The organism is Rhodococcus sp. WWJCD1 (genome assembly GCF_002258735.1).
Classification (GTDB): Bacteria; Actinomycetota; Actinomycetes; order Mycobacteriales; family Mycobacteriaceae; genus Rhodococcoides.
On sequence record NZ_NOXY01000021.1, the window covers coordinates 181,678 to 203,387 of the forward strand.

Sequence of the window (21,710 nt, forward strand, 5' to 3'; positions counted from 1 at the left end):
GTGATGCTGCCTTTTCGGGACGGTCTCGCGCCTCTGAGACTGCTTCTACCGCATGGTGATCCGGCTACCACGATCGCCGAGTATCTGGAACGTGAGATGCCCGAGGACGACTGGCGGCGGGCCATGCTCGACGCCGAAGTGGTCGACGAGAAGAGCAGGCCCGTTTCCGTCGACACACGGTACCGCGCCGGCAGTCAGGTGTACTTCTATCGTGTTCCAGCGCAGGAGGTTCCGGTTCCGTTCGAGATCGGCATCCTGCACGAGGACGACGACCTGCTGGTGGTCGACAAGCCGCACTTCCTCGCCACCATCCCGCGTGGTCGGCACGTCACACAAACCGCGACGGTGCGACTACGTAAGCAGTTCGACTGCCCCGACCTCACGCCCGCGCACCGACTCGATCGCGCCACCGCCGGGGTGCTGCTCTTCACCAAGACCAAGCATGCCCGACGGCCGTATCAGGAACTCTTCTCGACGCGGAACGTCGCCAAAGAATACGAGGCCGTCGCGGGATTCGATGCGGCGCTGCAGTTTCCGCGCATCGTACGGAGCCGAATCCTCAAGGAGCACGGGGTCATGACGGCGTACGAGGAGCCGGGGGAGCCGAACAGCGAGACGCGCATCGAACTCGGCGAAACGTTCGGTGATCGTGCCCGCTATCGACTGTTTCCCAAGACGGGAAAGACGCACCAGCTGCGGATTCATCTGTCCTCGTTGGGTATTCCTATCGAGAACGACCCGTACTATCCGGTGTTCACCTCGGTTCCTGCCGATGACTTCACCCGACCGTTGCAGCTCCTCGCCCGGGCACTGAACTTCACGGACCCCCTGACCGGTGAGGCCAGGCGCTTCGTCAGCGCCCGCGTACTCGAGGTCTGACGGGTTTCGAATCGTTCGTTCGGACGATTGTGACGATTCGGGCGCGCGATTACCGTCGCGTTCGGAACGTGTTCGACGGAATCGAAGAGGAGAACAGCGTGAAGCGTCGTATTGCTGTCGTGTTGGGAGCCGCAGTCATCGCCGTAGCATCGCCTGCGGTCGCGGTAGCCGATACCGGAAGCGCCAGCACCGGTAGCTCTAGCGGAGCGATTTCGGATCTGTCTCGGTTGTGGGAGGCCTGCGCGCTGACCATCTTCACGGGACAGTGCACCGGAATCGTGGCCACGATTCCTCAGTACAACCTCCCCTGAACCGACAAACGCGCGCGCATTCGCCAGACGCTTGCGGAATGGGTAACCATTCCGTGGGCCTCCAGCAAACGCGCGCGCGTTTGCGAGAACCAGAGCCCTACTTGGCCAACGACCGCGCCATTCCGCGTTCGATGGCGGCGACCAGCTGCGGGCGCAGTTCGGCGGCGGGGACGATGTGGTGCACCGATCCGACGTTCTGCGCGCGCTGGATGTTGTGGATGGCCTCGAATTCGGCTGCCACTTCACCCAGTTTGGCGTTGCGGGCGTTCGCTCGCACAGTGCCGAGCTCGACGCGCAGTGCCGAGCGGGTGGCGTCGTCCTCGGCTGCGTTCAGTCGTGCTTCGAGTTCCTTGACCTCGGAGTCGGCTGCGGTGCGGGCGTTGACGTCGCGGGTGAACACCACTGCTGCTGCCGGGGCACCACCGAGTACGGAGGCGAAGGATCCCTCGACGGCGAGGACTTCCATGTTGTCGTTGAGCGCTCCGGAGAACACCACGAACGCGCCGCCGTGGTAACGCGAGACCACACAGAACACGACCGGTCCGTCGAAGTTGACGATGGCACGGCCGATCTCGGCACCGTATTCGAGCTGGATGTTGCGCAGCGATTCCGGTGATCCGTCGAAGCCGGAGAGGTTGGCCAGCACCACGATCGGCCGGCTTCCGCTGGCGGCGTTGATGGCGCGAGCGGTCTTCTTCGACGAGTTCGGGAACAAGGTGCCCGAGGTCCACTGATCGGGGCCGTCGGAGGGGAACCAGCCCTTGCGGGGGATGGCCCGTGACTCGATACCGATGACGGACACCGGGATTCCGGCGAGGTGGGCGTCGAACACCACGGAAGTGTCGGCGTCGGCCATGTCGGCCCAACGCTCGAGCACCGAGTGGTCCTGGTCCACCACGGCGCGCATCACGGTGCGAATGTCGAACGGCTTCTTGCGGTCCGGGTTGGTGACCGAGGAGAAGATGTCGCCGACGGTGGTGAAGTCGCTCGACGGGTGCACGTGCGGGTAGGTACGCACGTCGCGCTCGGTCGGGTCTGCGGTGGCTGCGCGGCGTGGGAAGCGTTCTCCCGGTGCGGCATACGCGTGGTCGTAATGCGCGAACAGGATGTCGCACGCGGCCCGCAGGTTCGGTGCCCAGTACTGCGCCTGGCCGTTGGGGCCCATGACGCGGTCGTAGCCACCGATACCGAAGTTGTCCTCGGCCGAGACGCCACCGGAGTAGTCCAGGGACTGCTTTCCGGTGAGCACCATCGCACTGTCGGGGGTCATCACCAGGATGCCCTTGGTGTGGGTGAGCATCGTGGCTTCGGCGTTCCAGTAGGGCTGCGCGCCGACGTTGATGCCTGCGACGACGATGTTGATCTCACCGCCGGCCTGAGTGAAGGTGATGATGCGACGCAGGCCGCGCGAGACCCAGTCCATGTTCTCTGTGCCCGATTCCATGGAAATCGTTGCACCGGAGGACAATGCGAACCACTCGACGGGCGCACCGAGTTGCTCGGCGAGGTCGATGGCCGCGACGATCCGCGAGCACTCGGCCTCGGCGACCGTGCCGAGTGCCTTGGTCGGGTCGCCGAACAGTGCGACGCGAGTGATGCCCTCGGGGTACTTGGCGGTCGGTGTGGTCGCGAGACCGACGATGACGCCTGCGGTGTTGCGGCCGTAGGGACGATCGACCGGTGCGAGTACGCCGTCGGCGTCGAAGTCGTACTCGGTGAACATGCCACCGTTGCTGCTCAGCAACGGAATGAGCTCGTACGGGTACACGGTGCCGCGGGCCTGGGAGCGTTGCACCTTCTGGGTGTACTCGTCGAGTGGGCGCATCGGCTCGGTCGGCGGCGGGGTCACCTTGGCGACGATGCCTGCGCCGGATCGGTACGACAGACGCAACGCGACCTCTCGCGGTGTTGCGCCGGGTGTTTCGGCCAGACGTGCGATGAGGGTGATCTCCTCGAGGCCTGCACCGATCGTCAGCGGCGCGATGTGCCGGGCGATGGTGGCGATGCGGTCGGCGGGCACGTTCAGTACCGGCCAGACGTAGAGCACGACGCGGTTGGCGTCGAGGCGTTTCTTGCCGCGTCCGGCCTGGGCCCGGCGGATTCCGTCGAGGCAGGCTGCGACGGTGCGTTCGATCTCGGGTACGGCGACGATGTTGCCGGCGTCGTCCAACTGTGTTGTGACACCGCGGATCTCGGCCAGGGCAACCAGTCGCTCGTCGGAGGGGTTGGCCTTCGACGTCAGGTGGAACAGGTACGTTCCGGCGCTGGCAGGCAGGCGAACGCCGTCGAAGTTCTTCAGTCGCCACAGGTCGAGCCGCTGACCGGTCAGCGGGTGCATGTCCCGGATGATCGTGTCCTCGGCGAGGGGCTCGGATCCCTCGACCGTGGTGCGGCGGTAGGTCATCTTTCGGGTCGCGGACCCGAACGCGGTCACGGTGACGCGACGCCAGCGGCCGGTGCTCGGGTGCGCGGCCAGTGCAGCCTGGAGTTGTTCCGAGAGGGCGTCGCCGTCCGTCGGCGCGTCCGGCCAGGACAGGTAGAGGTCCACGGCCAGGTGCTCCGGTGACGGACCGGCGATGTCCTCGACCGCATCGAGAGTGGCTGCGAGAGAATCGAAGTCGGTGGCGGTGGAGACGAGGTGCAGTCGCTCGCCGGAGAGCTCGAAGTTACCGGTGACGAAGTGCTTGCCGTCGCGGTCGAAGGCCTTGACGTCTTCGAGGGTGCGGATCTCGTAGTACTGGCGGGTGATCACCTCGAGCAGGGCTCCGGGATCGGTGATCCGTTGTGCCAGCAGCTCGATCAACGGCTCCGGGGTAGCGACGAGAGCGGCGACGCGCGCCGAGTAGTCGGCGGCGTCGGGGTTCTCGGCGAGGTACTGCAGACTGCCGCGGACTCCGTCGTAGATCTTCTCTCGTGCGGTGCGGATCTGCGGCTCGTCGAACAGTCGGAAGCGCAGGTTGCGGGCGACGTCGCCGATGACGGGGTAGCGGGCCTGGGTGGCACCGATGAGTCGTTCGAGTACCTCGGCCATGGCCGGAGTGGCGTCGGGTTGTTCCGAGCAATCGCTGAGCCAGTGGCCGAGCAGGGCAGCGATGACCGGAACCTGGTTCTCCATACGCTGCAGGGCGAGGAAGACGCGGTAGACGGCTTCTTCGAGCTCGGGTGTGCGGCCTTCGTCGATGGCGGCGTCGTAGTGCGCCAGGGCGCGAGTGAGCTTGCCTCGGAACGATTCCGGCAGTCCCTGCACGTCTGCGTCGAGCGACTGCATGAACGAGTGGAAGTGCTCGCGAGGGGAGTGGACGCGCTCGTCGTTGCTCTCTTCGTCCATCGTCGGTCGGTTGCGCGAGAGTTCACAGATATCGGCGAATGTGTTGAGCAACGACAGTTCGGCACTCACCAGCTCCGAGTCGTTCCGCGGCACGTCGGCACGCAGAGTCTCGTAGGTGGACAACAGGTTTCGAGCGCGAGCTCCGCTGACGTCGAAACCGGTGATGAGGGCTGCGAGCTCGTCGAGGCGGTCCAGGGCGCGGCGCTGCGGCGAGCGCTGCGCGGCGTCGTCGATGCCGCGGAACTGCACGCGCGGTGCCTGCTCGGACACCTTCTGCTCACCGGCCTGATCGACGCGCAGCAGGGCTGCTCCGGCGTCGACCTGGCCGTTGACCGAGGCCAGTACCTCACGCACGGTGCCCGCGTACGGGGACCGGACGGCAGTTTCCATCTTCATCGATTCGAGGACGACGAGGGTCTGTCCCGCTTCGACCTCGTCTCCGACGGCGACCGGGACGGCCACGACGACGGCGGGGGCAGGCGCGCGGACCAACCCGGCCTCGTCCTGGGAGATCTGGTGGCTGATGCCGTCGACCTCGACGAGGAAGTGGGCGGCTCCGGCGACGGTGACGACCTGGTAGCGACGGTCGCCGATGACCAAACGGCTCTCGTAGGCGCCGAGGCGTTCGACGTCGACCTGCAACTCCCCGATGGCATCTCCGTCGATGCTGTAGCGGTGCGTGCCGGTTTGGCCTACTTCGATCTTGTAGGCCTGGCCCTGGTAGTTCAGTTCGACGGTGCGGCCGATGGCATGGGTGGCGCGCGGACGACCACCGCGAGCGGAGTTGAGGAACGCGGTGCGCTCGCGGCCTTCCTCGGCGTCGTAGGCATCGATGGCCGCGGCGATGATGGCGATGTCCGCGACGGCCGTCGGGCCCACCTGCGAGCCGGCCTCGGTGCGATCGAGCCAGCCGGTGTCGGCCGAGGCGGAGATGACTTCCTCGCGGTCGAGCAGGCTCAGCAGGAAGGACTTGGTGGTGGTGCCGCCGTCGATGACGACGGTGGTCTCGCGTAGTGCGTTCCGCAACCGTGCGAGAGCTTCGCTGCGGTCGCGGCCCCAGGCGATCACCTTGGCGACCATCGAGTCGTAGTCGGGCGGGATCACGTCGCCCTGGGCGATACCGGTGTCGACGCGGATGCCGGTGCCGAGCGGGAACTTGAGCAGCTCGACTGTGCCGGGAGCCGGCGCGAAGCCGTTGTCGGCGTCCTCGGCGTTGAGGCGGGCCTCGACGGCGTGACCGAACTCGGTGGGGCACTCGCCGGGCAGTGCTTGACCGTCGGCGACGAGGATCTGCAGCTTCACCAGGTCGATGCCGGTGGTGTACTCGGTGATGGGGTGCTCGACCTGAAGTCGGGTGTTGACCTCGAGGAACGTGAAGATCTTCTGCTCGGGCTGGTACAGGTACTCGACGGTGCCTGCGCCCTGGTAGCCGGCGGCCTTGACGAGTTCGGCGGAGGCCGTGCGCAGCTGATCGGCCTGTTCCTGGGTCAGAAGCGGCGAGCTGGACTCCTCGATGACCTTCTGATTGCGACGCTGGATCGAGCAGTCGCGCACACCCGGAGCCCACACGTTGCCGTGGCTGTCGGCGATGACCTGTACCTCGACGTGGCGGGCATCGGTGACCAGACGCTCCAGGAACACGACCGGGTCGCCGAACGAGCGCTCGGCCTCGCCCTGGGTGCGCTCGAGGGAGAGTTCGAGTTCGTCCTCGTGGAAGACCTTGCGGATACCGCGCCCGCCGCCGCCCGAGCGGGCCTTGATGATCAGCGGGTAGCCGATCGCCGCTGCGTGACGCCTGGCGTCGGCGCGGGTCTCGACCGGTCCACCGGACCACGGTGCGACCGGTACGCCGACCTTTTCGGCGAGGATCTTGGCCTCGACCTTGTCGCCGAGCAGACGCATCGCGTCGGCGGACGGGCCGATGAAGGTGATGTTCAGTCGGGCGACGAGGTCCGCGAACGTGGGGTCCTCGGCGACGAAGCCCCACCCGACCCACACTGCGTCGGCACCCGACTCCACCAGCGCCGCCTCGAGGACGCTGTAGTCGAGGTACGCCGAGCCGCTCGCAGGCTTACGCAGCGTGACGGCCTCGTCGGCCTGGCGGACGAACATGGCCCGCTTCTCCGCCTCGGTGTGCAGCGCTACGGTGCGGATGCCGTAATCGTGTTCGGCGTTGAGCTCTCGGACGGCTCGGATCAGCCGTACTGCTGCCTCGCCTCGGTTGACTACTGCAATCCGCTTGAACAACGTATCTCTCTTCGCTCGGTATGGGCGCACTTCGTCGGTGCACTCTCGATGGAACGTGGATTGGTGCTGAGCATGTCCGTTTATGTGCCATCGGGTCGTTCCGCAGGCTCCACTCCTACGCTCATGCAGCACTCCGACCGACCTATTCTAACTGCAATGCGCCCCCGTGCATCGCCAACGACGTTCGGCGTGAGTGTGATTGATCACCAAGATCGGAATTATCCTCTGTGACAACCTATTTCGATTCCTTCCGGACGGTGCTACCGGGCAGTAACACTCTCGTACCCGCGAGTAGCGTTGGCGTAACAGCTAATTCGCTGTTCGGACACCTACGTTCCTACCGGCGAGTACATTACCGGTGGGTACAACTCGGCCGAGTCCCGTCGAGTAAGCCGATACGTCACGCATCCAGCCCTCGCTCGGCGTCTCCGTCGTCGGTGAACGGCAGCCGCAGCGCGTTGACCCACAGCCTCGTCGCGGTCTCGAGCAGGCCCTCGTAGTCCGCCGCGGACCGACCGCCGGCGGCGTCGACGACGAAGTGATTGAACGCCAGACGACTGATCATCGAAGAGAGGGCTCGGGAAGCGAGAAGGGGATCGAGTTCGGTGTCGGCCAGGCCTCGGTTCTGCAGGCTCTCGATGCTGCGAGCATTGCGTCTGACGAAGGCGTCGGCGCGCTCGCGACGTAGCCGGCGAAATTCGGGATCGATGTTCGAGACCTGCTCGAGCAGGGCCATCAGCTTCGCGTTGCGCTGGTACGCCTCGAAGTAGGCGCGATTGCTCGCTGCGATCACGGCTACCGGGTTTTCGTGGGGATCCACCCGTTCCGTTCCGGGGTGCAGCATGTCGTCCCTGGCCTGTTCGAGCACCGCGGCCAGGATTTCTTCTTTGCTGGTGAAGTACGTGTAGAAGGTTCCGGCGGAGCACCGAGCAGCGCGGGTGATGTCGATCAGTCGGGAGTCGAGGTATCCGCTCTCCTCGAAGACGCGTCGTGCGGCCGCGACGAGCGAGGATCGAGTTCGTAGCCCGCGTGGGGTGATCGGCAGCTCCCGATTCGGAAGGTCGCCATCGGACTCCGGCGCAGCAGGCATTCAGTCTTTATACGTCATTGTGCGCACGGTTCCGTCCGGATGAACCTGCGAATCTCACCCCGCTGCGGAACTCGCGTCATCGTGCGGATTCGAGCGGGCGCCGAGGGAGTGGATCGGGGTGTTCCGCTGTGGTGCAGACGGCCACCGAAACTCGGTCTTTGTGACCGGGCACTAGAACGCATTCTGTGTGCTCAGCACGCGGTGAACAACTGCTTTCGAGCGGCTAGTGTGGCCGGGGTGCGCAAGCACTGTCCCTGAAATGGGACGACCATTCGAGTATTTGTGGGGAAACTGTGACGGCTGCAGCGGCTACCGGTCGTGAACACGACGACGAGCTCAAGAGCAGGGTGCAACGCCTGCTGCGCTTCCTTCGCGAGATCGTCGAGGCGAGATCGAACCCTGTGCTGCGATTCGACGATCACGTCCAGGTCGAGTGGGTGCATTCCGGTGACGTGCCCATGCAGCTCGACCTGCTGGCCAAGCAGGGTGGCGTGGTGCTCCGTGCGCCGCGCATCGCGGTCGACGAGCCGCCCGCACCTCCCGAACTGCTGTCGGGGTGGCTCGATCCTCAGATCGTCGCCGACAGCCGCTACCGCGAGCTGGAGCTGGCCGACGCGGCGTCGGTGACGTCCCGCCGTCGTGCCGAGGCGCAGGAATCCGATGCCGACTTCGACATCCGCAAGGCGTACGAGATCAAGAAGGCTTTCGAGGAGTACTCGCAGTCGTGGAAGGAGTGGGCGCAGGAGGACCGGGAGCGGCGTCCACAGGCCGCGATCTACCAGGCCCTGCAGTTGATGATGCAAGAGCTCGCGTCTCGGCCCGAGTCGATCGAACTGGTGGTGGCGTCGGGGTTGCTGACGTCGAGCAACGTCGATCCGCAGCGCAGTGTGCGCACCCACCTGGTCACGCAGCCGGCCAACATCGAGCGGGATGTTCGTACCGGGGACCTGCTGGTACGTCTCGCGGCGAACACAACCCCGCGGCTCGAGGACGGGCAGCTGCTGACGGGCTCGAACGAATTCGATACTTCCGGATCGGTTGACCTGGCGCAGCAACTTCACGACTCGGTCACCTCGCCCGTCGGAGCCGGAATGGAGCAATTCCTCCGAAACTGGGCTGCGCGAGTTCCGCGGCACGAGATCGAGGTACTCGATCGGGTCGGACCGCCCGGAGCTCTCGCCTACATCGACGACGACCGAACACTGACCATCTCGCCTGCCCTCGTGCTCCGTACCCGCAACTCGTTTGCGTTGGTCGAGTACTACGAGCAGATGATCGCCGATCTCGAGTTCGCCGACTCCCCGGTACCGCTGGGTCTCGCGCAGCTCGTCGACGCCATCGAACCGGCCGATCGGTTGGCGTGGCTCGAGCGCACCGGAGCAGGTGAGTCGGCGGTACTGGCCGAGGATCCTCTGTTTCCGTTGCCGGCGAACGCGGAGCAGTCGCAGATCATCGAACGTCTCGGACGCGACAGCGGTGTCGTGGTCGAGGGGCCACCCGGTACGGGCAAGACCCACACCATCGCGAACCTGATGTCAGGTCTGCTGGCGCGCGGTCAGCGGGTTCTGGTCACTAGTGAAAAGTCACAAGCTTTGCGGGTGCTGCGTGACAAACTGCCGCCGGAGCTGCAGGAGCTCTGCGTGTCCATCACCGACCTCTCTCGTGGTGGTTCGGACGAGCTCAACCGCAGCGTCGCGAAGATAGCCGAACGCAAGACCTCGTTCGACGAGGCCAGCGAGGTGCAGAAGATCGAGGCACTGACGACGCAGCGTGCGGCGGCTCTCACTCGGCGAGCCGAGCTGCTGGACCGCGTCAGCGCGCTCCGTGAGTCCGAAACTGTTGTGCACGAGTATGTTTCGGACGGATACGACGGCACGGTGTCGTCGATCGTGCGCAAGGTCAAAGCGGCCGAGAGCTCACATGAGTGGCTGCCGGGCCCGCTGCTGGCCGATCGGCCACCACTCGACGGTGCTCAGGTCGATCGCTTGCGCACGTTGATCGCTACCTCGGACGAGAATCGTGCACTGCGCTCCCGCCAGGTGCTGCCCCGCCCGGAGACGATGCTGCCGAATTCGGCCGAACTCGCAGTGCTCTGCCAGCGTGCAGGTGCGCAGATCGACACTGTCTCGCCCCAGGCCCAGTCCCTCATCACGCTGCTCGACGGCGTGCAGCCGGCGGTGTCCGCCGAGATCAGGCAACTGTGCGAAGAACTTGCCGCCCGAGTTCGAGCGGTGGTCGAACTCGACGATTCCTATTCGCGCCTGACCGATTCGGTGCTGTCCGGCGAAGCCGCGCACCTGTGGTCCCGGGTCAGCGGACTGGACCTGATGGTGGAGACGGCAGCTGCGTCGGATCGCTACGTCGGTGCGCACGACGTGCAGTGTTCGTCGAGTTCGTCGGCGGCGCTGGCGGCGATGGATGCGCTGGCCGGAGCACTGGAGTCGGGTGTCGAATGGAAGCCGCGGTTCCGTCGCAGCGAGGAACAGAAAGCCGTCGAGGCTCTCGACATCGTGGCCACGGTCGACGGACAGCCCGCGACGACGGCGATGGCCGCGCGCTTGGTGGCCGAACACCTCCGCGCGCTGGACTCCGTGCAGAGCGCAGCGGTGCTGCTGGCCGACCTTGCGATCGTCGTTCCGCTCGACGGAACGCGTTCGATTCGTGTGAACGACGTGGCGCGGATCGCCGATCGGCTCGGCCTGGTGGCGCAGGTGGTGTCCGCACGTGACGCCCTGGTGCACCGTCTTTACGCCATTTCCCCTGCGGCACCGTGGATTCGAAGCCTGGCCGAGGCTCACGAGGTCGCCGGAGCTGCCGACGCCATCGCCCAGCGAGCGGACATCGACGCCGCGCGTGCCGAACTCGAGGCCCTGCAGTTCTCGGTCGCCACTCGCATCGATGCCGGGCCGTCGCCCGAGGGCTCGACCCTGGTGAGTGCGTTGAGCACCGCCGATCCGGTGGAATTGGCTGCCGCCGTTGCCTCGTATTCGCAGGCATGTGCAGAGCAAGAAGATCAACTCCTGCTCGAATCGATGTCGGCGTCGTTGTCCGCGGTGGCACCCGCCCTGTTCGATCTGGTCGAGGACACCGCCGCCGATCTCGAATGGGACGAGCTCAGTTGGCAGATGTCGAAGGCCTGGGCGTGGCGTCGTGCTCGCGAGTGGGTCGGCGAGCAGCATCATGGCGGTCTCGAACAGCAACTCGAAGCGGAATTGGCCGCTGCCGATACCGATATCGCTTATCTCACTACCCGTCTCGCTGCCGCGAGTGCGTGGCGCAACAGTCTCGAGCGCATGACGGCCGTCGAGGTCCGTGCGTTGCAGACCTACCGCGAGCACATCTCCAGCATCGGATCCGGGGCCGGCAAGTACGCCGAAACCTACCGCAGTGCAGCACGATCGGCGATGCGCGAGGCGCAGAGCGCGGTGCCTGCCTGGGTCATGCCGCTCTCGCAGGTGCTGGCGTCGATTCCGCCGGTACCGGGTAGCTTCGACGTTGTCATCGTCGACGAGGCCAGCCAGGCCGACATCACCAGCCTCTTCCTGCTGTATCTCGCGCCTCGCGTGATCGTGGTGGGTGACGACCGGCAGTGCGCACCAGCCGATGTCATGCAGACCGGCACCCTCGAGGACGTGTTCGATCGGTTGGACGTCTACCTGCCCGATCTGCCCGAACACGTACGGGCAACTCTGACGCCGAGGTCGAGTCTGTTCTCCATGCTGCGCACCAGGTTCGGCCAGGTGGTGCGGTTACGCGAGCACTTCCGGTCGATGCCCGAGATCATCAATTGGTCGAGCCAGCAGTTCTACGGAGACTCACCGCTCGTTCCCGTGCGGCAGTTCGGGGCAGATCGGTTACCGCCGTTGCGGCACACGTACGTTCGCGGTGCAACGGTGACCGGAAAGAATGCGTCGCTCGTCAACCGCACCGAGGCCGTTGCGATCGCTCAACAGATCGCCGACTGCCTCGAGGATCCCTCGTACGACAACTTGACCTTCGGCGTCGTTGTGCTGCAAGGACAGTCGCAGGTCGACGAGATTCGCAACGAGTTGATCAAGCGCATCGGCATCGAACAGTGGGAGCAGCGGCGGCTGCGCGTCGGCACACCGCCGGACTTCCAGGGAGACGAACGTAACGTCGTGTTTCTCTCGATGGTGGTGGCACCCGACCAAAATTTCGCCACCCTCACCGCCAACCAGTACAAGCGGCGGTTCAACGTGGCGGCCTCGCGGGCACAGGATCAGTTGTGGCTCTTCCACTCGGTGACGGTCGACCGCCTCAAGCGAGCGGACCTGCGCAACTCGTTGCTGAGCTATGTCACCTCCGTTTCGCCCGCACCGGCCGACCCGATGCCGGTGAACGTCTCACGGGAGGTCCGGACGGCCCCCTTCGAGACGCTTCTCGAGCAGCAGCTGTGGAGCGACCTCGTCGAACGTGGATTTCACGTCAATCCCGGTGTGATGGTGAACAATCGGCGTCTGGGCCTCGTGGTCACCGGGGAATCCTCGCGGCTGGCGGTGGAGTGCGACGGTGACACCTTCCTGTCCACCTCGGCGCAGCGGTTGGCCGATCTGCAGCGTGAGCAGGAACTCAAGCGCTGCGGCTGGACGTTCTGGCGGGTACGTGAATCGGAGTACTACCTCGACCACGATGCGGCGTTGGAAAGTCTCTGGGCAACGTTGGCGCAGCTGGGAATCAAGCCCAACAGTGTTGTGGTGGAGGGCGTTACGTCTTCCGGCGAAGCGTGGACGCCGGTGCCGCTCGAGGCCTCGCAGTTCGACGATTCCGGTGCCTTCGATACCTCGTCCACCGACGACTCTTCGGTGCACCATCGATCGGTGCTGTCCCTGTGGAGCATGCCGCACATCGACATCCCGACCGAGGCCAACTCCGGAGATCGAGAAACATCGACTCCGACGCCGACCAACGGCTCTCGAAGCGCCGACGGAACCGGAACGACCAACGGGTCGGGAACCAACGGCGCTCACGCGACCAACGGATCCGGCGGGTCCACCGCGTCCCGTGGCTCTGCACACCCGAACGGGTCTGCGACGTCGAGTCGATCGCCGATGACCAACGGATCTACGCAGCCCAAGCTCGAGAAGCAGGCACCCGCAGAGGCCGAATATTCGGCCGACAACGGAGCGACATCACCTGCACGGGCAGGGGAGGAGGCTGCGGCTCGAGACGAGACCACGCCGAGCGTCGTGCCGCCCGAGTCCGGCACTACCGAGTCCGGCACTGCCGAGTCCGGCACTGCCGAGTCGAACGGGGCGGACGAAAGTCCGGTGGAGCCCGAGAAGACCGACGTCGAGACGAGCGTCGGTCTCGAAGAATCGGAGGACCAGAAGATCGCCGAGCACGAACTCCCGCTCAACGGACTCCGCGGCTACACCACGCGGCGTCGACCGTAGCGCCCGCCGATGACAGATCGCCGGACTCAGCAACCCGACCGGCCGGCCTCACCCTCTCGTTCGCGTCGCCGCCGGATAGTGGTGCCCACCGTCGTGTTCTCGGTCTGCGCGGTACTTTTCGCGCTGCCGACGTGGACGGTTGTGTTCGCGGGCGCACAGTGGGGATCGGCTGTGCAGGTCGTCGGGACCTCGGTTGCGGCCGCCGCGTTCCTCGCGCTGCCCACGTCGATGTACATGGGTCACCGGCCCGGTCCCGAGGGGCGAAGCGAAGATGCCTGGGCGCGCGTCGGAGATGTGCTGCTCGGTCTGGTCTGGATCGCATTCGTGTGGTCGGCGCTGTCGTTGCTGCTGCGGCTCGGCCTGTGGTTCGCCGGAGTCGACGACCCGGTGCGATCGCGGATCGTGTCGGTTTCGACCGTGGGAATTGTGGTGGTCCTTGCCCTGTGGGGTCACTACGAGGCGATGCGCACACCGCGGGTGCGGCACACGACTGTGCGGATCGACCGGCTCGGCCCTCGATTCGACGGTCTGCGAGTAGTTCTGGTGACCGACACGCATTTCGGTCCGCTCGATCGGACAACGTGGTCGCACCGATTGACCGATGCGGTCAATGCACTCGAACCCGATGTGTTGGCCCATGTGGGAGACATAGCCGACGGTTCGGTCGGTCGGCGTCGACAGCAGGCGGCACCGCTCGAATCCATGCTCGCAACATCGGCGCGCGTGTACGTCACCGGCAATCACGAGTACTTCGGCGAGGCGCAGGAGTGGCTCGATCACATGGAGAGCATCGGGTGGAACTCTCTACACAATCGGCACGTGGTGCTCCATCGCGGTGACGATGCCCTGATCATCGCCGGCGTCGACGACGCCACGGCGAAGGGTTCCGGTGCGCCAGGCCACGGTGCCGATCTTCCTCGAGCTCTCGCAGGTACCGATCCCTCGACGCCTGTGTTGTTGCTGGCCCATCAGCCCAAACAGATCGGCGACGCCGTCCTGGCGGGTGTCGATCTGCAGGTGTCCGGTCACACGCACGGCGGCCAGATCTGGCCGTTCTCGGCATTGGTCCGCCTCGACCAGCCGGTCGTACACGGACTGAGCAGTCATGGCGACCGAACTCAGCTCTACACCAGCCGCGGATCGGGCTTTTGGGGTCCGCCGTTCCGGGTGTTCGCACCGAGTGAGATTTCCGTTCTGACGTTGGTCGCCGGCTGAGGCAGCGACACCTGGCAGTATCGGTGACGTGAACAGAGCCGAAGACGTCGTTGTGGTCGCAACCGATCTCGACGGCACGCTGTTGCGTTCGGACCGAACGATTTCGGCGCGCACGGCCGACGCGATGGCCGGTGCCGACGCCGCCGGAATAAGGGTGGTGTGGGCGAGCGCACGGGCGCGTCACTCCATCGACGAACTCGCTGCGTCCTGTGGCTTCCGGGGGACGGCTATCGGGGCCAATGGGGCGGTGGTTCTCGATCTGGCCGACGGTACCCCCAACATCGTCGGTACCAGATCGGTACCGGCCGAGACGGTCGCGTCGGTCAAGTCGGTCGTGCGGTCTCTCGTACCCGGCGTGGCCTTCGCGACCGTCGGTGCCACTCGATTCGTGGCAGAGGCCGGGTATGCGGAACTGTGCGTGTTCGCCGACCATCATCGGCAACCCCACGAGATGGAACTCTCCGATAACGGCTTGTCGGCCGAGGTCGAGCCGACGGTCAAAATTGTTGCCCGACACAGGGATACGAGCAGTGAGGCCCTGTACGAGCTCGTCGCTGCGGCCGGCCTGACCGGGGTGGAGTTGACGCACTCGGGTGCGCCGTACATCGAGATGTCCGCTGCGGGAGTTTCGAAGGCAAGCGCGCTGCGCGAGTTGTGTGAGCAGTGGGGTGTATCGGCGGATTCGGTTGCAGCAGTAGGAGATGCGCGCAACGATTTGCCGATGCTCGCCTGGGCGGGCACGGCGTTGTGTCCGTCGAATGCCGCGGCACCGGTGCTTGCCGTCGCAGATCGAGTCCTCGGATGCAACGACGACGACGCGGTCGCACGCTACCTGGAAGAACTCACCGCACTCCGCGCCGAACTGTAACGTCCGGTCTGCTCGTTTCGACCCTGTGTGAAAGGCTGGCCCCATCATCGGCAGAAGGACACCATGAGCTATCCAGGTTCGGGGGACCCCTCGCAGCGCGCCTACGGGCAGTACGGCGCGCAGCCGAATCCGTCCGATCGAGTGATTCCACCGCCGGGGTATTCACCGGACACTGCCGACTCCGGGGCTTCCGATTCCCCGTCTCCGTCCGGTCGTCCCCTTCGCCCGCCGCGTGCCGCAGTGCAGCCCAATGTCGCAGCGCAGCCTCGTGCCGCAGTGCAGCCCAATGTCGCAGCGCAGCCTCGTGCCGCAGTGCAGCCCAATGTCGCAGCGCAGCCTCGTGCCGCAGTGCAGCCCGATGTCGCAGCGCAGCCTCGTGCCGCAGTGCAGCCCAATGTCGCAGCGCAGCCTCGTGCCGCAGTGCAGCCCGATGTCGCAGCGCAGTCGGGAGGGCCCGGCGCAGTTCCCTTCCCGCCGGTGTTCGCGGGTGGTCCGCCGCAGTCGCCGCGCAATGGGAACGGCGGTCTCTGGATCGTCGTTGCCGTTCTGGTGGCGGTAGCACTGATTCTCGGTGGAGTGTTCGCCTGGTTGACGCTGCGCGACGACGCCAGTACAGCCGTGGCGTCGGCGAGTGCCGCACCGCCGTCGGTGGAGAGCGACGGCAGCGCTTCGGGCGCGGTGCCGGGCTCCTCCTCGACGGGTGGACAGGAATCGGCCATGACGACTCTGCCGGCGGGTGCGCAGACCTGCCCGGCCACCGTTGCGTCGACCGGCGGCCTTCGGGGTTCGGCAGTGGGGTCGACAGCAACGTCGTGCCCGTTCGCCGAGGAAGTGCGGTTGGCCTACACGCGTGGCGGCTCGGATCGTAATTCCAGAACGGTGGTGGCCAGCAGTCCTGTCACCGGCAAGCGGTACGAGATGAACTGCGTGTCGTCCGCGCAGTTGGTGACGTGCACCGGTGGCGAGAACGCTGTTGTCTACCTCTTCTAGGTCGATGCACCGCGGCAACGGAAGCTTCTACGCGGTCGCTCTTTCGCTTGCACTGCTGGTCTCCGGTTGCACGATTGCCACGGACGACGGCACTGCGACGGATACGTCGGGGGTCTCCGCGTCGACGTCCCTGCCGATGCCCCGGTCGGACCGACCGACGTCGGACCCTGGAGTGTGGAGCACCGCAGTTCCGGTCGAACCGTTGTCTGTCGCCGATCTCGCTGAGGAGTTCGGCGTACTCGAATCCGCGGCAGGTGGCCCCATCGGCCTTGCTCTGGTTCCGGTCGGCGGCGGTCCGGCCACCGTGCTCGGAACGTGGACCTCCGGTGTCGCGTGGTCGACGGTCAAAGTACCGATGGCCGTCGCCGCTCTACGCAATGGCGGTGACGCGGTTCTGGCCGACGCCGCAGCGGCAATCGAAAGCTCCGACAACGCGGCGGCCGACGTGCTGTGGGGTTCGCTGGGTGATTCCGCTGCTGCGGGTGCCGCGGTCGAGTCGGTTCTGCGGCAAGGCGGTGACTCTGCCACGACGATTCGGAGGGAGCGGATCCGTCCCGAATTCAGCGCGTTCGGGCAGACCGAATGGTCTACGCAGGACCAGGCGACGTTCGCGGCCGGTTTGTCGTGCATTCCGGATGCAGGACCCGTGGTCGAGATGATGAACAATGTTGTGCCGGAGCAGCAGTGGGGCCTGGGGCAGCTGTCCGACGCAGCGTTCAAAGGCGGCTGGGGGCCGCGCGTGGATGGTGGCTACGTCGTGCGACAAGTCGGTATCGTCACCACCGTTGCTGGACGTGTCGGTGTAGCGATTGCGGCGCAACCGGATTCGGGTTCGTTCACCGACGGAACCGCCATGCTCGACGCGGTCGGTGGCTGGCTGGAGTCGCGCAGTGATCGGCTTCCCGCGGGGCACTGCCTCTAGCGATTGTCGAGGCCCGGATCGGCGGAGGTAGCCTCTGGCGTGCCAGTGATTCGTCCGCCACCGAAAGGCCCATGCTGTGAACGACGCCCAGTCGCCGGAGCCGACCGAACCCACCACGATTGCCGAGTACTTGAACGCGCACGCGATACGGGTGTCCCCGCTCGACGGTGCCGCGGCGGCAGAGCTGGGCATCACCGTGCCGGTGCCTGCAGGCTGGCAGACGCTCGATCCGGCGCAGTTTCCCGGTGCCACCCAGGTGATCGTGGAACCGAATCTCGTGGAGAACGGATTCGCTCCCAATGCTGTGCTTCTCGTCGGTGCTCTCTCGCGCACGATCGATCCGGAAGCGTTGATGGCGTTGGGTTTCGGAGACGGGCGGGCGATGCCCGGCTGGGTGGAGCGCGAGGCGAGTACGGCGTCGTGGCTCGGTTGGCCGTCGCGATTCATTCGGGGTTCCTACGTCGCGCAACAACTCGAAGCAGCGGTGACGACTCGGTACGTGTTGGTGGGCGTCGATACCCAGTACCTGGTGCAGTTGACGGTAACGACGTTGGCATCTCAGCTCGACGCGTTGGCCTTCGACGTCACAGCGATCAACGACGGCTTGACGACCGACGGATCGTAGCCTCGGATCCATCGATGTAATTTATGGCAGTAGCAGGTAATTACGATTGTCCGACGGTGAACTCTTCGCTTGGCTGGTGAGGTACCAATCGAGCGAAGGGTGATGCGTCATGCGAGTACTGCTGATAGGTGGAGCGTCGGGAATCGGGCGGGCCGTTGCGGCCGAGATCGTCGACGGGGGAGGCGAGGTGATCCTCGCCGGTCGACGTCCGGATGTGCTGAACGACGCGGCCGCGGCGATGGGTCCAAGGGCAACCTCGGTGATCGTCGATCTGACCGACGAGGAATCGATCGCTGCAGCGGCCGCGGAGGTCGGATCGGTCGATCACGTGGTGAGTCTCGCGGCCGATCACGCGAACGGTTCGGTCGCCGACCTCGACGTCGCCGACATCCGAAAGGCGTTCGACACGAAAGTGATCGGGCCCATTGTGCTGGCCAAGCATTTCGCATCGAGTATTGCGAAGGGCGGCTCGCTACTGTTCTTCTCCGGGGTGGCCGCGTGGAAGCCGGCACCCGGTCTCTCGGTGATGGCGACGACCAACGGGGCCGTGGTGTTTCTCGTGGAGGCGCTCGCGGTCGAATTGGCTCCGATTCGGGTCAACGCGGTGTCGCCGGGCATCGTCGATTCCGGCGCGTGGGATTCGATGGGAGCAGGGAAGGACCCGTTCTTCGCCGAGACAGCGCGAGCCAATCCTGCGGGTCGGGTCGGCCGGCCGGACGACGTGGTGGCCGCGGTGCTCTTTGCGCTCACCAACACATTCGTCACCGGTACCACCGTGCACGTCGACGGCGGAGGACGGTTCGTCTGAGGCGGGTGTCGCTCGGGTTGTTGTTGCTGGTGGGGACGAGCTAACGCATGTCATCGCCGCGGGCCGGCTGGAATCCCGCGGCGGAGCAGGTCGGCGACGAATCGCTGAACCAAGGCGTCACTCGGCGATCCGACCATTGCGACCACGGTGCGACGCAGGTTCGGTTGTAGGGGCTTGACGACGCCGTCGAATCGGTCAGGGAGAGCAGACGTCGGCACCAGCGCAATCCCCAAGCCTGCGCGGGCCAATTGCGCTGCGGTAGTGGCGCTTCGAGTACGCGTGCTGACCGTCGGGAAAATATCGTGCGCCGCGGCCTCGGCGTCTATCCACCCTCCGAGTCCATTCGACGGGTGGTAGTGGACCATCGGTCTACCGCGGAGGTCGTTCCACGAGATGCTCGGCTCGTCGGTGAGGTCGAGGCCTTCGGGTATCACCGCGACGATGTCCTCGGTGCCGATCTCGGTGACCTGCCCGGTGAATCGGTCGGACGCTGGGCCGACGGCCAGGTCGGACGCGCCGGTGGCCACGGAGTCGGCCATGGCGTCGGCGCTGCTGTGTTCGGAAAGCTCCACGTCGACGTTGCGATACTTACGGGCCCACGTGCGCACGATCGGAGCGACCACAGGGACTGTCATCGTTTCCACACAGGCCAGCCGCAGTCGTCCGCGAGAACCGTCGGCCACGGCTCGTCCGGTCTCGACCACCCGATCGGCCGCTGCCAGTGCGGCTTCGGCGTCGGCGAGTATTGCCAACCCGGTCGGGGTGGGACGAACGCCGCGAGGTAGTCGCTCGAGAAGGGATGTGCCGATCTCGGTTTCCAACGCGGCCAACTGATGCGACAGGGCGGGTTGCGAAAGGTGTAGGCGCACCGACGCCGCGGTGACCGAGCCGCACTCGACGACGGCGACGAAGCATTCGAGGGCACGCAAGGTCGGCACGGTTCGAGGGTAGGTGACGGCCGTGTGCTCACCGCACGGGTCGGATCGCCTCACGGGGTCCGACGCCTGTGTCCGACGCATCGATCCGGCTAAGGTCGATCGCATGTCGATCAGAACCGGCCGCGTCCGGCACTTGTCGGTGGTCCCGGATCTCCCCGATCCCGGGGAGCTATCGGACGGCGGTACGACACAGGTTACGGGGCGAAGCCTGGTCAGCCTGGTGCTCGGAGTGACCATCGATCACACGCGACCGGAGATTTGGCGTCGGGTGCGGGTGCGCTCGGACTTGCTGCTGTCCGAACTGCACTCGGTGTTGCAGTGCGTGCTGGGTTGGGAAGACCGGCACATGCACGCCTTCAGCATCGGAACCGTCGGTGCGATGCGTCGCTTCGAGATGGCCGAGACACTCGATCACGAACCGGACGACGAGGCAGTGAGCGAAGAGCGGGTTCGGCTCGACGAGGTGCTCACGGTGCGCGGATCCGTGCTGATCTACGAGTACGACTTCGGTGACGGATGGACACACACCATCGTTCTGGAGCAGATCGATTCGGACATCGACGACCTGCGATCGGTCTGCCTCGATGGAGCTCGCGCGTGCCCGCCCGAGGATTGCGGCGGGCCGTCGCATTATGCGCAGGATCTCGACATCGCTGCCGATCCAGCCGATCCCGAATTTCCCCGCCTGCTCGAGAGGTGGGGTCCGGCATTCAACCCCTACCGGTTCGACGTCGGTGCGGTCAACAAGAAGTTGCACGCGCTCGACACGGGACGCTCGGTTCTCGCCGAGGCGGTGGCGACGGCACCCGCTATCGGCAGACTCTTCGATCGCGTGCGTCCCACGGAAGTGCCGTCCTTGATGGCGCTGCTACCCCGATGCGAACTCACCATCGAGAGTTCGGTGGATCTTCCGGTGGCCGAGATCGCGATGGCCAAGGTGGTGTGGTTCCTCGCCCGGATCGGCGACGACGGAGTTGTCCTGACAGATGCCGGCTATCTCAAGCCCGCACTCATCGCGGCGATCCGCGAAGAGCTCGATTGGGGTCTTGGATGGGTAGGAACGAGCAACCGCGAGATCGACCACCATCAGGTGACCGACCTTCGCGAAGCCGTGCGACACCTCGGATTGACGCGGGTATCCAAGGGGCGACTGATGCGCACGAAGCTAGGGGCGAGCTTGGCCGCCGACCCAGTCGGGCTGTGGCGACATGCAGCCTCGCGACTTCCGTTGGGTAAGGAGACGTACGAGACCGACGCCGCGACGCTCTTCCTGATCTCGCTCGCTGCATCTGCCTCCTCCACCCATCGCAACGAAATGCTGATCGAGACCGTGGCCGAGCTGGGTTGGGCAAGTGAGGATTCCGGTGTGTTCGACGCGCAGTTCGCGGCGCAGGCCACAGTGAGCTTCCTCGACCTCATCGGTGCCCACGGTCCGCAGTTCTACTTCCGGCAGGGTGTATCGGACTCGCCGAGCTGGTCGCGGCGATTCGCGCGCGACGCCTTGCTCACCTGATTCGGGCGTCCAACGGGGTCGATCTTGCTGTGGACACTCCTGACCTGCCGATTTGCGTTGGTGGGGTTGGTGGCGTAACTTTTGTCGAGTCAGAGCGACGGACACCGACCCGGTCTTCACGGACTGGGTGAACGAGGTTGGACGTGTGGCTCGGCAGGTTTTATCCCCCAAGAGTCGGGCCTTGTGTCCGAGACCAAGCTGGGATAGGCTGGAACAGTTGCCCTTGAGGCCTTCGGACTGTGTGTTCGTGGGGTTCGAGTGTGTGCGTGTTCTTTGAGAACTCAACAGTGTGTCGATGAATGTCAGTGCCGAATTTTTGTTTGGTGAAAGCGTTCGATGTATCAGCCATCCGCTTGTGGTGGTTGTTGTCGGGTGTTGTTTGAAAATGCTAGTTGAGTTTATTTGCTAGTGATTTGACTCTTTATGTTTATGACTGATTTGCAGTTTCGACTGTTGATCGAGAGTCTTTTACGGAGAGTTTGATCCTGGCTCAGGACGAACGCTGGCGGCGTGCTTAACACATGCAAGTCGAGCGGTAAGGCCTTTCGGGGTACACGAGCGG

Annotated in this window: 13 protein-coding genes and 1 rRNA gene; 11 read left to right on the forward strand and 3 right to left on the reverse strand. The window is 65.3% G+C overall.

Translation table 11 applies throughout. The annotated features are described in order from the left end of the window. Nucleotides 1–3 precede the first annotated feature (3 nt). Together CH286_RS16105 and CH286_RS16110 are read left to right on the forward strand one after the other, a co-directional pair. Complete coding sequence (locus CH286_RS16105) at nucleotides 4–879, forward strand: pseudouridine synthase (protein WP_094609742.1); 876 nt, start codon at nucleotides 4–6, stop codon at nucleotides 877–879. A gap of 98 nt (nucleotides 880–977) precedes the next feature. Further along, entirely contained in the window at nucleotides 978–1,190 is a 213-nt protein-coding gene (locus CH286_RS16110) for a hypothetical protein (RefSeq protein ID WP_141215851.1), read from the forward strand. 97 nt (nucleotides 1,191–1,287) lie between these two features. On the opposite strand, the gene CH286_RS16115 is transcribed toward CH286_RS16110, so the two are convergent. Continuing rightward, nucleotides 1,288–6,765 (reverse strand): ATP-binding protein, encoded by a 5,478-nt coding sequence (locus CH286_RS16115; protein ID WP_094609711.1) that lies wholly within the window; start codon nucleotides 6,763–6,765, stop codon nucleotides 1,288–1,290. A 400-nt stretch (nucleotides 6,766–7,165) separates the two neighbouring features. Continuing rightward, entirely contained in the window at nucleotides 7,166–7,855 is a 690-nt protein-coding gene (locus CH286_RS16120; protein ID WP_032403858.1) for a TetR/AcrR family transcriptional regulator, read from the reverse strand. Between the two features lie 293 nt (nucleotides 7,856–8,148). Between CH286_RS16120 and CH286_RS16125 the strand changes: the two genes are divergently transcribed. The 7 genes from CH286_RS16125 to CH286_RS16155 all read left to right on the forward strand — a co-directional run bounded on the left by CH286_RS16125 (nucleotide 8,149) and on the right by CH286_RS16155 (nucleotide 18,697). Next, nucleotides 8,149–13,269: an AAA domain-containing protein gene (locus tag CH286_RS16125; RefSeq protein WP_094609712.1), complete on the forward strand. Its 5,121-nt coding sequence runs from the start codon at nucleotides 8,149–8,151 to the stop codon at nucleotides 13,267–13,269. Nucleotides 13,270–13,278: 9 nt separating this feature from the next. After that, nucleotides 13,279–14,484, forward strand: coding sequence for a metallophosphoesterase (locus tag CH286_RS16130; protein ID WP_094609713.1), 1,206 nt, complete (start codon nucleotides 13,279–13,281; stop codon nucleotides 14,482–14,484). Between the two features lie 28 nt (nucleotides 14,485–14,512). Then, nucleotides 14,513–15,352: an HAD family hydrolase gene (locus CH286_RS16135; RefSeq protein ID WP_094609714.1), complete on the forward strand. Its 840-nt coding sequence runs from the start codon at nucleotides 14,513–14,515 to the stop codon at nucleotides 15,350–15,352. A 63-nt stretch (nucleotides 15,353–15,415) separates the two neighbouring features. Beyond that, nucleotides 15,416–16,342, forward strand: coding sequence for a hypothetical protein (locus CH286_RS16140; protein WP_094609715.1), 927 nt, complete (start codon nucleotides 15,416–15,418; stop codon nucleotides 16,340–16,342). A 4-nt stretch (nucleotides 16,343–16,346) separates the two neighbouring features. Further along, entirely contained in the window at nucleotides 16,347–17,264 is a 918-nt protein-coding gene (locus CH286_RS16145; RefSeq protein ID WP_094609716.1) for a hypothetical protein, read from the forward strand. Nucleotides 17,265–17,340: 76 nt separating this feature from the next. Beyond that, nucleotides 17,341–17,889, forward strand: coding sequence for an LpqN/LpqT family lipoprotein (locus CH286_RS16150; protein ID WP_094609717.1), 549 nt, complete (start codon nucleotides 17,341–17,343; stop codon nucleotides 17,887–17,889). Between the two features lie 109 nt (nucleotides 17,890–17,998). Next, on the forward strand, nucleotides 17,999–18,697 hold the full coding sequence (locus tag CH286_RS16155; RefSeq protein WP_094609718.1) for an SDR family oxidoreductase: 699 nt from the start codon (nucleotides 17,999–18,001) through the stop codon (nucleotides 18,695–18,697). Nucleotides 18,698–18,747: 50 nt separating this feature from the next. Here the strand turns inward: CH286_RS16155 and CH286_RS16160 are convergent, their stop codons facing one another. Continuing rightward, nucleotides 18,748–19,635: a LysR family transcriptional regulator gene (locus CH286_RS16160; RefSeq protein ID WP_094609743.1), complete on the reverse strand. Its 888-nt coding sequence runs from the start codon at nucleotides 19,633–19,635 to the stop codon at nucleotides 18,748–18,750. Nucleotides 19,636–19,738: 103 nt separating this feature from the next. On the opposite strand from CH286_RS16160, the gene CH286_RS16165 reads away from it, so the two are divergent. Further along, nucleotides 19,739–21,148: a plasmid pRiA4b ORF-3 family protein gene (locus CH286_RS16165; RefSeq protein WP_094609719.1), complete on the forward strand. Its 1,410-nt coding sequence runs from the start codon at nucleotides 19,739–19,741 to the stop codon at nucleotides 21,146–21,148. A 467-nt stretch (nucleotides 21,149–21,615) separates the two neighbouring features. After that, nucleotides 21,616–21,710: ribosomal RNA gene (locus CH286_RS16170) — 16S ribosomal RNA — on the forward strand; the annotation flags it as partial.

Excerpts from the sequence above, each read along its gene's own strand:
- CH286_RS16105 (WP_094609742.1), top strand. The coding sequence starts at position 4 with ATGCTGCCTTTTCGGGACGGTCTCGCGCCTCTGAGACTGCTTCTACCG.
- CH286_RS16120 (WP_032403858.1), bottom strand. The coding sequence starts at position 7,855 with ATGCCTGCTGCGCCGGAGTCCGATGGCGACCTTCCGAATCGGGAGCTG.
- CH286_RS16130 (WP_094609713.1), top strand. The coding sequence starts at position 13,279 with ATGACAGATCGCCGGACTCAGCAACCCGACCGGCCGGCCTCACCCTCT.
- CH286_RS16140 (WP_094609715.1), top strand. The coding sequence starts at position 15,416 with ATGAGCTATCCAGGTTCGGGGGACCCCTCGCAGCGCGCCTACGGGCAG.
- CH286_RS16145 (WP_094609716.1), top strand. The coding sequence starts at position 16,347 with ATGCACCGCGGCAACGGAAGCTTCTACGCGGTCGCTCTTTCGCTTGCA.
- CH286_RS16155 (WP_094609718.1), top strand. The coding sequence starts at position 17,999 with ATGCGAGTACTGCTGATAGGTGGAGCGTCGGGAATCGGGCGGGCCGTT.
- CH286_RS16165 (WP_094609719.1), top strand. The coding sequence starts at position 19,739 with ATGTCGATCAGAACCGGCCGCGTCCGGCACTTGTCGGTGGTCCCGGAT.